Consider the following 13,664-nt stretch of genomic DNA (forward strand, 5'->3'; position numbering starts at 1 on the left):
TGAATCAGCCCGATTTGATTACCACGAAGTACTGAACCACTGCAAAGCTCAGAGCAAAGGATCGAATAATGACACTGAACGTATACTTTCGCCCATACGAGGGGAAACAAGGGAAGTACCGGGCGTTCTTCAAGTACAGAGGAAAACAGCCGAGCAAAGTGGTAAACACTCAAAAGGAAGGCAAGCAATGGGCACAAAGAAAGAAAAAGGAAATAGACAGGGAACTAGCAAGGCTGAACGCTTTGATGTTTTCCGCCGCGTCATATGATTATCTGCTGGACTGTGAAGATAGGAATATGACACCCGGCACGGTACAAGAAAAGCTCAACCACTTAACTGAATTTGCCGAATGGACGCTGGAATACATACAGAAAATCAATCCTGAAGCTGTTGATTTTTTACTTGATGATGTCAGCCTAGAAATTGCCCGTAAATACTACCGCCACATCTGCAAGGCCCGCACGGTCAAAACTGCGAACAACCACGTTAAGAACCTGAAGGCTTGCTGGAACTTTCATATCAAGGAAGAGCGGATATTATCCAACCCTTGGCCCAAGCTTGAGAAATCCGAAGGCGACGAAGCCCCTGTCTATATCCCCCCTGCTGAAGACGTAGTCGCGGCGTACAATGCGGCGGAGCCGTGGCAGCAGGATTACATCCAAATTTTACTTAAGACAGGTGGGCGCGCTGGCGATCCTCGCCGCCTCAAATGGGAAGAAGTTGATTTCGCTAACGGAACCCTCAGCTTCTGGACCAAAAAGCGCAAGGGCGGAAAAAAGGAATACCGTATAATCTCAATGCCGGAAGGCTCCACCCTGCACACCCTTCTGTTAAGGATATGGAAAGACAGAGAGCTTGATTCAGAATACGTTTTCAATAATCCGCGCACCGGAACCGCATATACAAGACAAGCAGAAGGCATTAAATATATGCTGCATTACGCTTGCGCAATTGCAGGTGTCCGTCGATTCACCCTGAAAGATTTACGCGACTTCGTAGCCCTCCGCCTTGAGGATTCGAAAGAAGCCAGCCTAACCGATATTCAAAACATCCTCGGACACAAAAGGCCGACCACAACAGATATTTACCTGAAGGCCAAACGCGGCAACACCGAAACAGCCGCCCGAATATTAGATAGCGACGACTTAGTTTAAATCCCTTTCCCAGAAGCCAAAAAACGGCCCTGCTGATCATCCAGCAGGGCCGTTTTGCTATTTTGGTGCATACAAATAGGCCATTAGCCCATGCATACCAAGGCTTCCCGGCCTTCCGTAGGTGCAAAAAATAAATTGCACCAAACGGACATTCAGCAGCCTTGCTACAAAAATAAAATTCACGAAAAAGCCCGCTATCCCAATAACGGCAAAGGCTCCTGCCATTCCATAGGTGCAAAAACTTTTTTGCACCAAATGCCCATTCAGTTCTGACTACAGGCCAAGGCAAATTTTGGAATTCAAAGGATAAAACCAGAGTGGAAATAAAAACGCGCACAAAAAGGTGCATTTCATGGTGCACAAAATAGCCCCAAAATGAAAAAGGCCTTACAACGATCGTTGTAAGGCCTTTTATTTACTGGCGGAGAGGAGAGGATTTGAACCTCCGATAGCGTTAACTATACACGCTTTCCAGGCGTGCTCCTTAAGCCGGACTCGGACACCTCTCCGCTTGGGAAAAGAGAACCTATAAAAAACAGCATTGCTTGGCAAGCACTTTTTTGTTTTTTTTGGAATAATTAGATATTACTGCAAAACAAGAGGGAATTAGCAAGATCTGCCCTCAAATTTTCAAACTAAAACCTCAACCCAAATTCAAATCACATCTTTAAAATCTGAATCAGAAATCAAAAATTAGCCCTTCATCTCCCCTTCCAGAAAATTGAGTAAGATTATTCATCACCCAAAAATTTGACCAGATTTTAAACAATTGAATTTAAACTGGCAAAAGAAAAAGCCCCTCGTAACTTTCGTTACAAGGGGCTTGCGAATTCAAGCTGGCGGAGAGGAGAGGATTCGAACCTCCGATAGCGTTAACTATACACGCTTTCCAGGCGTGCTCCTTAAGCCGGACTCGGACACCTCTCCGCTTGGGTGAAAAAGGATTTATCTAAATCGGACTTGCTTGGCAAGTACTTTTTTCAATTAATTTAATTATTTTAAATTAAATGAAAATTTAACCCTACTATCCTACTTGAAGGCTGCCGATGAATTCATCAATGGACCCGGCTTTTACCCTTTCCAGAACCTTGGGCAGCTCTTCGGCTACTTTGAAGGCGGTATCAGGACTGAGGAAGTTACCAGTTCCGATCTGAACAGCGGTAGCGCCCACGAGCAGGAACTCTGCTGCGTCTTCGGCAGTGGTGATACCGCCGAGACCCATTACCGGAATTTTAACTGCGTTTACGGCCTGATACACGCATCTGAGCGCAACAGGCTTCACAGCAGGACCGGAAAGTCCGCCGATTACGTTGGCAAGGCGTGGGGTTCTGCGTTCAATATCTACTGCCATACCGGAAAGAGTGTTAATCAGCGAAAGCGCATCCGCACCGCCGTCTTCCGCAGCTTTTGCGCAGACAGTGATGTCGGTGACGTTAGGTGAAAGCTTGATGATGACCGGCTTGTTACCGGAATTTTTCTTTACCGCTTCAGCAACTTTGGTAATCTGGTTCGGGTCCTGTCCGAAAGCGATTCCGCCTTCTTTTACGTTGGGACAGGAAACGTTGACCTCAAGCGCGGCTACGCCCTCTTCCCCGGCCAGAACTCCGGCCAGTTCGCCGAATTCTTCAGCATCTGTGGCGTAGAGGTTGGCCAGTACGGGCAGGGTTTTCCAAGGCAGCTTGGGCAGCTTCTTATTAATGAAGTCCTCGACACCGGGATTCTGGATACCGATGGCATTAAGCATGCCGCAAGGGGTTTCCGCGATTCTGGGCATGGGGTTCCCTTCTCTCGGTTTGAGAGAAAGGCCCTTAACAACGATCCCACCCAGAGATTCAAGATCGCCGAAGCGCTTGAACTCAAGACCGAACCCGAAGGTACCGGAAGCGGTGAGGATGGGATTCTTGAGCTTCAGTCCGGCAAAATCAACTGATACATCCATTTCTTAATCCTCCAGACTGAGATTATTGGCTTTGAAAACAGGACCTGTGGTACAGACCTGTGTATGATGGTTATCGCCATCCTTACAGACACAGCCGAGACATGCGCCAACGCCGCAAGCCATGCGGTTTTCGAGAGAAAGCTCCGCATCCGCGCCGTATTTCTTTGCCGCATTCCAGATGGTCTTCAGAAAAGGTGTGGGACCGCAGGAAACAATAAGGCCGTCTTTTTCTGCGTACTCTTTAACCAGCTCCTCCACCCTTGCGATAATTGCTGGAATATCAGTGGGCTTGGTTTCGCGAATATCTTCCACTACAACCTTGTCTGCCATACCTTTATAAGGGTAATTTTCGAGCGGTGGACGATGCGCGAAGAACAATTTCAGGTTTTCAGGCTGCGAATGGGTGTCGACATATCCGCAAAAGGGAGCTATGCCCATTCCTCCGGCGAGCATGAGTACGGGGCGGTCCTGAGGTTTACTGAAAAAATTACCCAGCGGTCCCCATACATTTACTTCGTCGCCCTCTTTGAGTTCCAGCAGACGGGCAGTCCCACGGCCAACCACCTGAAAAAGAATGGTCAGACTGGTCTCATCTGCGTTACATATGGAAAAAGGACGTCCCCAGACGAGATCCAGCGGCCATGAGACGGGCCGGATCATAACGAACTGCCCGGCTCTCCAGCCCGGATTCCATTCTGGGTATTCGAGCTTGAGTTCGACAATTTCCTCACCGGGTGAGGGAAGTCCGAGGGGCTTGTTGCTGATTACTTTCACAGCCCTGCAATTGTTTGCACTCATGATTTAATCCTGTAGATTTTTGCTGACCGCTGATTCGCGGCGTAAGCGTGATACACATTATGAATAAACATAAACCAGAAATTCTTGCTCCGGCAGGCGACAAATCTTCTTTCCTTGCAGCTATAGCCGCAGGTGCAGACGCCGTCTATGCCGGACTTAAACATTTTTCCGCCCGTATGGAAGCTTATAATTTCGCTACGAGCGAGCTTGCAGCCCTTGCGGAGCTTGGACGGGAAAACGGGGTTCGCACCCACATTCCCATGAACACCCTTATCAAACCGGACGACGTAAATTCCGCCGCCCGCCTTGTGGAACGTATTTCCCGCACGGTCAAGCCCGATGCCCTGATCATTCAGGACCTTGCCATGATCGAGATCGCACGGCAGGCAGGATTTGAAGGTGAGCTTCACCTCTCCACCCTCGCCAACGTCAGCCACCCTGCGGCCCTTAAGACCGCCGAGGAACTTGGCGTTGACCGCGTGGTTGTGCCCCGCGAACTCAACCTTGATGAAATCCAGATGATGGCCGAAGCCTGCCCGGATTCCATGACCCTTGAGATGTTCGTACATGGCGCACTCTGCTATTCCGTTTCAGGCCGCTGCTACTGGAGTTCCTTTTTCGGTGGAAAATCCAGTCTGCGCGGACGTTGCGTGCAGCCCTGCCGCAGACTCTACGGCGGAGCAAAACGCAAAGATGCCCCCAAACGACTTTTTTCCTGCCTCGACCTCAGCCTCGATGTGCTGACCAAGCCGACCCTTTCCATTCCCAAAGTCAGCTCATGGAAAATCGAAGGCCGTAAAAAAGGCCCCCACTACGTCTACTACACTGTTGCGGCCTACCGCATGCTGCGCGACAATCCCAATGACGCTAAGGTCAAAAAGGATGCCGTTGAGCTGCTTGAGCTTGCACTGGGCAGACCGTCTTCACATTCGGTCTTCCTGCCCCAGCGTCCGTTTACCCCGCTTGATCCGTCCAACGAAACCGGTTCCGGTTTCCTGATCGGCATCACCAAGCAGGAGAAAAACGGCAAACCCTACTTCAACTGTAGACAGGAACTCCTCGCCGGAGACTTCCTGCGCGTCGGTTATCAGGATCAGCCCGGTCACCAGACCATGAAGATCCGTAAATTCATCCCCAAACGGGGTAAAGTCTCCATCCCTGTAAAAGGCAAAACCCGCCTCAAATCAGGAACCCGCGTCTTTCTGATCGACCGCCGGGAAGAGGGACTGGTCAAGGCAATCAAAAAACTTGATTCCAGACTTTCAAAGATCAAAGTGGCTGATAACGTGGCCAGCGACATGATCATTGATCTGCCGCATCCTTGTCCGATGCCAGAAAGGACGGCCCGCCACACTCTGCATCGCAACCCGCCCAAGGGTAAAACCAAGTTTGGCACCGATGTCTGGCTTTCCATGAACGCCCTCAAGCGTACCCCGCGTCCGGCTGTTTCCAAAATCTGGTGGCATCTGCCTCCGGTGGTCTGGCCTGACGAGGAAAAAGAAGTTCAGAAAATCATCGACATCTGCCTGAGCGGCGGCGGTCACGATTTCGTGCTCAATGCTCCTTGGCAGAAAGCTTTTTTCCCGAAAGATGCCAAGGTCCGCTTTCACGCAGGACCATTCTGCAACGTTTCCAACCCCGTGACCATCGAACTGCTGGCTGACATGGGATTTTCTTCCGCTTACGTCAGCCCGGAACTGGCCCGCGATGATTTTCTCGCTCTGCCCCAGAACAGCCCGCTGCCGCTGGGAGTGATCCTTTCCGGCATGTGGCCGCTGGGTCTTTCAAGAATCATGGCTGACGAGACCGAGATGATGAGTCCCATCTACAGCCAGAAAAAAGAAATCTGCTGGGCGCGTAAATACGGGCAGACCTACTGGATTTATCCGGGCTGGCCTCTTGATTTCAACGCGGAACGCAAGGTGCTGGAAAATTCCGGTTACACCATGTTCCTGAACATCGAAGAGCCGTGGCCCCGCGCTGTGCCCGATCCGCAGCGCACCAGTAATTTCAACTGGGATTTGACTCTGTTATAATAAAAAATGGGTAGGAATTAATTCCTACCCATTTTTTTTAACTAAAAGTTCCCCCATTCCAGCCGAACATTTCAGGAGCATGGCTGTCCATTTCGATAAAAATACGATCAGCGGGGACACCAAGCTTATCTTCTATAAATCCGCTCAAAGCAGCAGAAAGCCCCTCACACTGGGATGCCTGCAAACCAAGACTCTTCAAAGTAAGTAAGGCGCAGGGATCAGTCTTCCCACCGAAGCTCATCTTCAGTCCGTCATGCACTGAAACCATTACGAAAGATTCCGGCTTACCTACATTTCCCGCGGTCAGCTTTGATAGCTCGGCCGCAAAATTTTCATCAGAAATATCTATGTTGGTCTCTACTCTTATGTAAGGCATTTACCTAACCTCAACTATTTGCAGTCTTCGATCATTTTACGCAGATAATCAGCAGCCCTGCGTCCTTTGAAGGCACGACCCCAGAGTTCCGAAATCATCTGCTGGTGCAATTCAAGTGCTTCGGGTGCAGATGTTAGCATGCCCACACCGAGTCGTACATTAGGAAAATGGCACAATTTATAGGGACTGAGACAAAGGGTGGATCGTTCGGACTGGCGGAAAATCTGAAAATGGGTACTTGGCACGGAATCCACTAAAATCCCAATCTGAACCCCGATAGGCTGCTCTTCCAAAAGGGTTATTACGTTTTCAACTTCGCGACGGGCAGCTTCACGACGCTCCTGCAAAACTTCGGCAGGGAGGTCAAAAGTTCCAACAAACCCACTGCGCATAAACTGCTCAAGATTTGTTGCTGAAGCGAGGTTAACCATACTCGGCTTGCGCTGCTCGTAACCCTTTTTGCGTTCTTTAAGCACAGCAAGAATATCTGCAATATGCCGCAGCGTATCCGGATCTTCCTGCAATTCTTCGGGCAACCCTTCTTTGATAGATATCTCAAGGTACTCGTCGAATTCATCAGTGGTAAGAAGATAGGAAACCAGACCGAACATGACCGAAAGCTGTTCGGACTCAGCTTCATTCTGGCGCATGCGCTCAAAAAAACTGATCGCGGAAGAAATATACTCAACACCTACCCCCATTAAAGAAGGAAGGGATACTCCGAAAAGTTCCGCGATGGCCTCAAGAGTCTCCAGCTTCGGAGGATCACCTTTTTCATACCTGTACAGGGCGGCGCGTGAAATCCCGATTTTCGCTGCGATTTCTTCAGTGCTGTATTTACTACCCAGCCTGAATGCCTTCAGACGATGACCTATTTCCTTGGGACTGAGTTCACTCATTATCGAGTCTCCATTAAAGCTTTTATCAGCCTGTCAGCTTTTAAAATACCCTTTGCCGAACAGCGCAATTACCAGATTTGTTATCAATTGTGACTCAAAATCTCATTTTTGTGAACATTTTTTTGAATTGTTTCAAAAATGAGATTTTTCTTGACAGAAATCTATTTTTTGAGGAAACATTGGAAATCGCAAAATAACACGTGACTCCATAATTTTCTTTGAATTAGAAACACATGCTGTTATATTTGCAATCAAATTTGATTACCCGTCGGAAGAACCGGAGTAAATTGCTCTGGTTCGATCATGTAAAACTGCCCGGCAGTTTTACGCACACATTTTCAGGAGGCTTCCACAATGAAATTTCTCGGACGAATTGTTACATTCGCGCTGGCTTTGTGCATGGTTATGGGTGGTGTTATTTCCGCCAATGCAGCTAAATACGAAGCGCGCATCGGTCACCTTGAATCCCCCCTTCAGCCCCGCCACCAGGGTCTGGAAAAAGTCGCCAAACTCGTTAAAGAACGCACTGGCGGCGACGTTGAGTTCAAAATTTTCCCCTCTTCCCAGCTCGGCAACCAGCGTCAGATGAACGAAGGAGTTCAGTTCGGAACCATCGAAGCTACAATCTCCCCCGCAGCTTTCCTCGGCGGATTCAACCCTGCTGTTTCCATCATGGACATTCCTTTCCTGCTTCCCGTTGACCGCGCAAAAGCACAGGAACTGCGTCAGGGCAAATTTGGTAAAGCACTGCTTAAGTCCTTTGATTCCAGAGGCTTCACAGCAATCGCAACATGGCCCAACGGTCGTAAGAACTTCACCTCCAACAAGCCCATCTCTTCCATCGCAGATTTCAAAGGCCAGTCCTTCCGCGTTATGGATTCCAAGATTCTCATCGAGCAGTTCGCAGCAATCGGTGCATCCGCTATCGCCCTGCCTTTCGGTGAACTCTACACCGCACTGCAGAACGGTGTTGTTGACGGCGAAGAAAACCCCCTCGACACCATCCAGCGCATGAAGTTCTATGAAGTACAGAAATACCTCGTTACTTCCGAGCACGGTGCAATGGAAGACTTCGTACTTTTCAACCCCGCGTACTGGGAATCCCTGCCTGCAAAGTACCAGAAAATCATCGTGGATACTTTCATGGAAGTTATGCCCAGTGTTGAAGCCCACAAAGAACAGGCTCAGAAAGACGCCCTTGCTGTCATCAAAAAAGCAGGCGTAAGCGTTTCTCCCCTGCAGGCAGCAGACCGCGCAGCAATGCGTGAGCTGATGTACCCCAGAACCAAGGCGGCTTACCTTGCCCGCGCAGGTGCTGAAGGTCAGAAGCTGATCAAACTGTACGAAGAAGAATACGCACGTATCGTAAAATAGTTGGTAAATTAATTCACGGCAGGAGAGTTGCCCTCTCCTGCCGAATTTGCTGACAGAATTGGATAGTAGAATAGATTTTTTTTTTGAAGACGGTGCTTCAGGAGTATTTAAGATGCGTAAGATATTAGGCTCCCTGCTGGACGGGATAAGAATAGTTGAAAGGATACTGATCATTTCCATTAATCTGATTATGGTCGGCCTTTACACATTCAACGTTATCGTCCGCGAAACCATGCCGCAATACTCCAGCACTTTTGCGTGGATAGATGAAGCTACCCGTTTGCTCATGGTCTGGGCGGTTTTTCTCGCTCTTGGACTTGCCCTTGAACGTGGCCGTCAGGTGGCAGTGACCACTCTTTTCGAAAAGATGCCTGACCTGCCCCGCAAAGCGGTAAGCATTCTGATCAACCTCACCGGAACCGTCTTCAGCTGTTATCTGGTCTGGCTCGGAATCGCTCTTGTCAAATTCGTTATGCGTACCGGACAGCTCAGCCCTACACTGGGCCTTCCCATGTACTGGCTCTACATCGCACCGACAATCGGATTCGGCCTGCTGGCTCTGCGCTACCTGCTCGAATTATTGAATATCAATGATCGCCACACCCGGCCCATTACCGTCACCACCAAGTAGCAAAAAAAGGTAGCAGAACATGACTCCCGTAATTATCCTCATCGCCCTTTTGATGCTTGTCTGCGGTTTTGAAATGCTGCTGGTGCTCGGCATTCCCGCATTCCTGACCAAGACTTTCATGTTTCCCCGTATCCCCGATCCGGTTCTGATCCAGAAACTTGTCGGCGGAATCAACTTTTCGACCCTGCTGGCGATCCCCTTTTTCATCTTCGCCGCAGAACTGATGGCTTCCGGCCAGATAGCCAAGCGTTTGACCGACCTGATCAAACATTTCACAGGCCACCGTCTCGGCGGCATAGGTCATACCACAATTTTCGGTTCCATGGCTTTCGGCTCCGTATCCGGCTCCGCTCCTGCAACCGTAGCCGCCATGGGCAAACTCATGTACCCGGAACTTCGCAAAACCGGATTCAGCGAGAAATTCAGCCTCGGCCTGATCGTCTCCAGTGCTGAAACCGCCCTGCTCATTCCGCCCAGCATCACCCTGATCATTTACGGCTGGATGACCGGAACATCCATTACCGGACTGTTTATAGGTGGTCTCGGTGTCGGCCTGGCCCTCGGGCTGGCCTTTGCCGGACTGGTTATCTTCGAATCCCTGCGCAAAGGCGTTGGGCGTGGCGAGAAAAGCACCGTACCTTTTCTATCAGTTTTCAAATCCGCAGCATGGGCTTTGGGTCTTCCGGTCATTATCCTCGGCGGTATTTACTCCGGGCTGTTTACCCCCACTGAAGCTGCTGCGGTTTCCGTTGTTTACGCTATTCTTATTGAAGCATTCGTATACAAGAACCTGTCCTTTTCCCGATTGATCAGCATCACTGAACGTGCGGCTATTTCCACTACCATTATCTTTATTCTGCTGGCTATGGGAAGCGTGCTTTCATACTTTGTGACACTGGCGCAGGTTCCGGTACTGATCACTAATTTCCTTACTCAGATTGATGCCGGACCGATCACCTTCCTGATGATCGTAAACATCGCATTTTTCCTTGCCGGAATGTTCATCGACCCCAACTCAGCCCTGCTGATTCTTGTGCCGCCCCTTTACCCGGTTGCACTTTCCATGGGCATTGATCCCATTCATTTCGGTGAAATCGTCTGCCTGAACATCTGTATCGGCATGATTACTCCCCCCTTTGGGCTGGATATTTTCGTGGCTTCCTCCACTCTGGAAAAGCCGGTCATGTCCATCATCAACGGCGTATGGCCTTTCCTGTTCATTAATATTCTGGTCCTCATTCTGGTAACCTATGTTCCCGGTCTGGCAACCTTCCTGCCCAGCCTCGTAGCTCCCTAAAAAAACAGGCTAAAATTATGAGTACTATGAACACCATTGGCGCAGGCAGCACCAGCCCTCATCCGGTCCCCCAGACACCGGCAAGCCTTGAGCACCTTACCGCTGAAGCGGAACAGCTCTTTGCCGATCTGGAAGAACTTTCCCGTGACGTTGCCGGGGTATCCCGTCCGTCCTATGGAGAAGCTGAAACTCGGGCCTTTGAGCTGGTCGAAAAATTCGCAAACAAGGAAGGTCTGCGCACCTACCGCGATAGAGCCGCAAACCTCGTCATTGAACTGGAAGAGAATCCGGCTGACGCTGAATACATATTGATAGGCTCACACCTTGATTCCGTCCCGCAAGGCGGAAACTACGACGGCGCGGCCGGGGTTATTGCCGGTCTGCTCTGTCTCGCAGAGATTAAACGCAGTGGTACCCCCCCCGCAATCCCGGTCAAAGTAATTGCGCTGCGCGGTGAGGAAAGCGCGTGGTTCGGCGCCTGTTATCTTGGTTCCAAAGCCCTTCTCGGCAAGCTGGAAGAATCCGAGCAGGACCTACTGCAGCGTGACGACAGCCGCCCGCTGAAAGAGCATATGACTGAATGCGGTGCTGATGTAGAGAGCATAGCCAAAGGCGAAATGCTCATCGATACTTCAAAAATCAAAGCTTTCTTCGAGCTGCACATTGAGCAGGGTCCGGTCATGATCGCCCGCAACCTGCCTGTTGCCGCTGTTACCGGAATCCGTGGAAACATCCGCCACCGCAAGATCAAATGCGTGGGTGAAGCAGGCCATTCCGGGGCTGTTCCCCGCTGGTTGCGCAAGGATGCTGTATTCGCTACATCAGAGCTGATAACACGCATCGACGACCACTGGACAACAATTCTACAACATGGTGGCGATCTGGTGGCAACTTGTGGTATCATGCATACCGACCCGCAGCACCATGCCATGTCACGTATTCCCGGAGAAGTGACTTTCAGTTTTGAAGCCCGCAGCCAGTATGAACATACTCTCGCAGCTATTGAAGCCCTGCTCCATTCCGAATGCGCCACCATCACCTATGAACGGCGTGTAAACTTCGAATTCGACAAACCGGTCAAGACTCCTCCGGCTGTTATTGATCAGGAAATTGTGGATCGCATAAACAATGCTTGCATTGCGGAAGGCTTACCTGTAGAAGCTATTCCAAGCGGAGCCGGGCACGATGCCTCGCTCTTCGCCAACGCGGGGGTTCCCACAGGCATGATTTTCGTGCGCAACCGCAACGGCTCCCACAACCCGGAAGAAGAAATGGATATGGAAGATTTTATCCGGGGCCTTTCTGTACTGCACCGCACAATTACGGAGTTCAATTTATGAACACTGAAATAACCATCATAAGACCGGATGACTGGCATCTTCACCTGCGCGATGGAGAGATGCTTGCGGCAGTGCTTCCTTACAGTGCAAAAATTTACGGGCGTGCCATTGTCATGCCCAACCTCGTGCCTCCGGTTACAACAGCAAAACTTGCTGAAGAATACCGCAGACGTATCAAAAATGCCCGGCCCGAAGGGTCCGATTTTAAACCAGTTATGACCTGCTACCTGACTGATTCCACATCTGCTGATGACATTCACACAGCTTGTGCAGTCAAAGCTTTTCATGCGGTTAAACTTTTCCCTTCCGGAGCAACCACAAATTCTGATAACGGCGTAACCGACATCAAAAATGTCTACCCCGTACTCGAAGCCATGCAGGAAATCGGCATGCCCCTTTCCGTACACGGCGAAGTCGTCGATCCGGAAGTGGATATCTTTGACCGTGAAGCGGTTTTCATTGAACGGGTACTTGAGCCCGTGCGTAAAGATTTCCCGGAACTCAAAATCGTATTCGAACACCTGACCAGCAAGGCCGGAGTTGATTACGTATTTGAGCAGAACGAAAATATGGTTGCCACAATCACCCCGCACCATCTGCTGCTTACCCGTAACGACCTTTTCAAGGGCGGCATGAATCCCTACATGTACTGCCTGCCCGTTGCCAAAAGCTTTGCAGACCGCGAAGCCGTGCGCAAAGCAGCTGTTTCAGGTGATGAAAGATTTTTCCTCGGCACAGACTCCGCCCCCCATCCGTCCCGGGCCAAAGAAAAAGCCGGGGCTGCTGCGGGTATTTTCAATGCCCCCACTTCAATAGGATATGTAACCCAGGTGTTTGAAGAGCTTTCCGCTCTTGATAAACTCGAAGGGTTTACTTCCATATACGGTGCCAGATTCTACGGATTCTCTCCCAATGGCAGCACTATTACTTTGGCCAAACGAGAAGAACCTGTTGAAATGAACTGGCACATTAAAATCGGAGGAGATATCATTAAGATATTCAAACCCGACACCCCCCTTTATTGGGATTTGGTTGATTGATAGCAGCTGAACCGTTATATTTCGGTTCAGCTTTTTTTTCGCTATACATAACACACAAGGAGAAAAAATGGTTCCTACCAGCTTTCCCGACAAACAGACCATCGCTGAGATCACAGCGAAAATGCTTATCGAAGTTGAAGCTGTTCACTTCCGTGCAGATGAGCCTTTCAAGTTCACCTCCGGCTGGGCCAGCCCGGTTTACATCGACTGCCGTAAGCTCATTTCCTTCCCCCGCGTACGCCAGACACTTATGGATTTCGGTGCTTCCGTAATCCTGCGCGAAGTAGGCTTCGAATCCATCGACTGCGTAGCAGGTGGCGAAACCGCAGGTATCCCCTTCGCCGCATGGCTTTCCGACCGTCTCATGCTGCCCATGCAGTACGTACGTAAAAAACCCAAAGGATTCGGCCGTGACGCTCAGATCGAAGGTGATTTCGCTGAAGGCGCCAAGGTTCTGCTGGTTGAAGACCTGACTACCGACGGACGCAGCAAAATCAACTTTGCACAGGCTCTGCGCAAAGCAGGTGCTGAAGTAACTCACACCTTCGTGCTCTTCCACTACGGCATCTTCCCCAAAGCAAAGGAAACCCTTGCTGACGCAGGACTCGAAATGCTTTCCCTTGCAAACTGGTGGGATATCCTCAACGTTGCCAAGAAAGAAAAGTACTTCGATGTCAAATCCCTTGAAGAAGTAGAAAAATTCCTGAACAACCCCGTTGACTGGTCCGCCGCTCACGGTGGTATTTCTACCTACCCTGAGTAGGATTGCCTTCGGCGAAC

General features: G+C 50.1%; 12 protein-coding genes and 2 tRNA genes. 8 read left to right on the top strand and 6 right to left on the bottom strand.

Annotation, left to right across the window (positions count from 1 at the left end):
• The first annotated feature begins 68 nt into the window (after positions 1–68).
• Positions 69–1,154, top strand: a complete 1,086-nt coding sequence (locus ACNI29_RS18585; RefSeq protein ID WP_419779857.1) for a tyrosine-type recombinase/integrase — start codon at positions 69–71, stop codon at positions 1,152–1,154.
• A 419-nt stretch (positions 1,155–1,573) separates the two neighbouring features.
• On the opposite strand, the gene ACNI29_RS18590 is transcribed toward ACNI29_RS18585, so the two are convergent.
• The 4 genes from ACNI29_RS18590 to ACNI29_RS18605 form a co-directional block, all read right to left on the bottom strand.
• Positions 1,574–1,663: transfer RNA gene (locus tag ACNI29_RS18590), tRNA-Ser, on the bottom strand.
• 328 nt (positions 1,664–1,991) lie between these two features.
• Positions 1,992–2,081 (bottom strand) — tRNA-Ser (locus tag ACNI29_RS18595).
• Positions 2,082–2,178: 97 nt separating this feature from the next.
• Positions 2,179–3,093, bottom strand: a complete 915-nt coding sequence (locus ACNI29_RS18600; protein WP_419779858.1) for a dihydroorotate dehydrogenase — start codon at positions 3,091–3,093, stop codon at positions 2,179–2,181.
• Positions 3,094–3,096: 3 nt separating this feature from the next.
• Positions 3,097–3,891, bottom strand: coding sequence for an iron-sulfur cluster-binding protein (locus tag ACNI29_RS18605; RefSeq protein WP_419779859.1), 795 nt, complete (start codon positions 3,889–3,891; stop codon positions 3,097–3,099).
• A 59-nt stretch (positions 3,892–3,950) separates the two neighbouring features.
• Between ACNI29_RS18605 and ACNI29_RS18610 the strand changes: the two genes are divergently transcribed.
• Positions 3,951–5,927 carry a peptidase U32 family protein gene (locus ACNI29_RS18610; protein ID WP_419779860.1) on the top strand — a complete coding sequence of 659 codons (1,977 nt, stop codon included), beginning with the start codon at positions 3,951–3,953 and terminating at the stop codon, positions 5,925–5,927.
• A gap of 37 nt (positions 5,928–5,964) precedes the next feature.
• Here ACNI29_RS18610 and ACNI29_RS18615 read toward each other — a convergent pair whose 3' ends face one another.
• Both ACNI29_RS18615 and ACNI29_RS18620 read right to left on the bottom strand, forming a co-directional pair.
• Positions 5,965–6,303: a phenylpyruvate tautomerase MIF-related protein gene (locus ACNI29_RS18615; RefSeq protein ID WP_419779861.1), complete on the bottom strand. Its 339-nt coding sequence runs from the start codon at positions 6,301–6,303 to the stop codon at positions 5,965–5,967.
• A 14-nt stretch (positions 6,304–6,317) separates the two neighbouring features.
• Complete coding sequence (locus ACNI29_RS18620; protein ID WP_419779862.1) at positions 6,318–7,202, bottom strand: helix-turn-helix domain-containing protein; 885 nt, start codon at positions 7,200–7,202, stop codon at positions 6,318–6,320.
• A gap of 354 nt (positions 7,203–7,556) precedes the next feature.
• On the opposite strand from ACNI29_RS18620, the gene ACNI29_RS18625 reads away from it, so the two are divergent.
• From ACNI29_RS18625 to ACNI29_RS18650, 6 genes are all read left to right on the top strand, one after another.
• On the top strand, positions 7,557–8,576 hold the full coding sequence (locus tag ACNI29_RS18625; RefSeq protein ID WP_419779863.1) for a TRAP transporter substrate-binding protein: 1,020 nt from the start codon (positions 7,557–7,559) through the stop codon (positions 8,574–8,576).
• A 112-nt stretch (positions 8,577–8,688) separates the two neighbouring features.
• Positions 8,689–9,207 (top strand): TRAP transporter small permease, encoded by a 519-nt coding sequence (locus ACNI29_RS18630; RefSeq protein ID WP_419779864.1) that lies wholly within the window; start codon positions 8,689–8,691, stop codon positions 9,205–9,207.
• A 19-nt stretch (positions 9,208–9,226) separates the two neighbouring features.
• Positions 9,227–10,504, top strand: a complete 1,278-nt coding sequence (locus ACNI29_RS18635) for a TRAP transporter large permease (protein WP_419779865.1) — start codon at positions 9,227–9,229, stop codon at positions 10,502–10,504.
• Between the two features lie 17 nt (positions 10,505–10,521).
• A complete protein-coding gene (locus ACNI29_RS18640) occupies positions 10,522–11,844 on the top strand; it encodes a Zn-dependent hydrolase (RefSeq protein ID WP_419779866.1) in 1,323 nt (440 codons plus the stop codon).
• On the top strand, positions 11,841–12,884 hold the full coding sequence (pyrC, locus tag ACNI29_RS18645; RefSeq protein ID WP_419779867.1) for a dihydroorotase: 1,044 nt from the start codon (positions 11,841–11,843) through the stop codon (positions 12,882–12,884). The genes ACNI29_RS18640 and pyrC overlap by 4 nt, the downstream gene beginning before the upstream one ends.
• Positions 12,885–12,951: 67 nt before the next feature.
• The gene (locus ACNI29_RS18650; protein WP_419779868.1) at positions 12,952–13,647 is read left to right on the top strand and encodes an orotate phosphoribosyltransferase; all 696 of its coding nucleotides are present in this window, start codon (positions 12,952–12,954) and stop codon (positions 13,645–13,647) included.
• The last annotated feature ends 17 nt before the right edge of the window (positions 13,648–13,664 follow it).

Source organism: Maridesulfovibrio spiralis (SeqCode) (assembly GCF_048571135.1).
GTDB lineage: Bacteria > Desulfobacterota > Desulfovibrionia > Desulfovibrionales > Desulfovibrionaceae > Maridesulfovibrio > Maridesulfovibrio spiralis.

Excerpts from the sequence above, each read along its gene's own strand:
- ACNI29_RS18625 (WP_419779863.1), top strand. The coding sequence starts at position 7,557 with ATGAAATTTCTCGGACGAATTGTTACATTCGCGCTGGCTTTGTGCATG.
- ACNI29_RS18650 (WP_419779868.1), top strand. The coding sequence starts at position 12,952 with ATGGTTCCTACCAGCTTTCCCGACAAACAGACCATCGCTGAGATCACA.
- ACNI29_RS18600 (WP_419779858.1), bottom strand. The coding sequence starts at position 3,093 with ATGGATGTATCAGTTGATTTTGCCGGACTGAAGCTCAAGAATCCCATC.
- ACNI29_RS18585 (WP_419779857.1), top strand. The coding sequence starts at position 69 with ATGACACTGAACGTATACTTTCGCCCATACGAGGGGAAACAAGGGAAG.
- pyrC (WP_419779867.1), top strand. The coding sequence starts at position 11,841 with ATGAACACTGAAATAACCATCATAAGACCGGATGACTGGCATCTTCAC.
- ACNI29_RS18615 (WP_419779861.1), bottom strand. The coding sequence starts at position 6,303 with ATGCCTTACATAAGAGTAGAGACCAACATAGATATTTCTGATGAAAAT.
- ACNI29_RS18630 (WP_419779864.1), top strand. The coding sequence starts at position 8,689 with ATGCGTAAGATATTAGGCTCCCTGCTGGACGGGATAAGAATAGTTGAA.
- ACNI29_RS18635 (WP_419779865.1), top strand. The coding sequence starts at position 9,227 with ATGACTCCCGTAATTATCCTCATCGCCCTTTTGATGCTTGTCTGCGGT.
- ACNI29_RS18620 (WP_419779862.1), bottom strand. The coding sequence starts at position 7,202 with ATGAGTGAACTCAGTCCCAAGGAAATAGGTCATCGTCTGAAGGCATTC.
- ACNI29_RS18640 (WP_419779866.1), top strand. The coding sequence starts at position 10,522 with ATGAGTACTATGAACACCATTGGCGCAGGCAGCACCAGCCCTCATCCG.
- ACNI29_RS18610 (WP_419779860.1), top strand. The coding sequence starts at position 3,951 with ATGAATAAACATAAACCAGAAATTCTTGCTCCGGCAGGCGACAAATCT.
- ACNI29_RS18605 (WP_419779859.1), bottom strand. The coding sequence starts at position 3,891 with ATGAGTGCAAACAATTGCAGGGCTGTGAAAGTAATCAGCAACAAGCCC.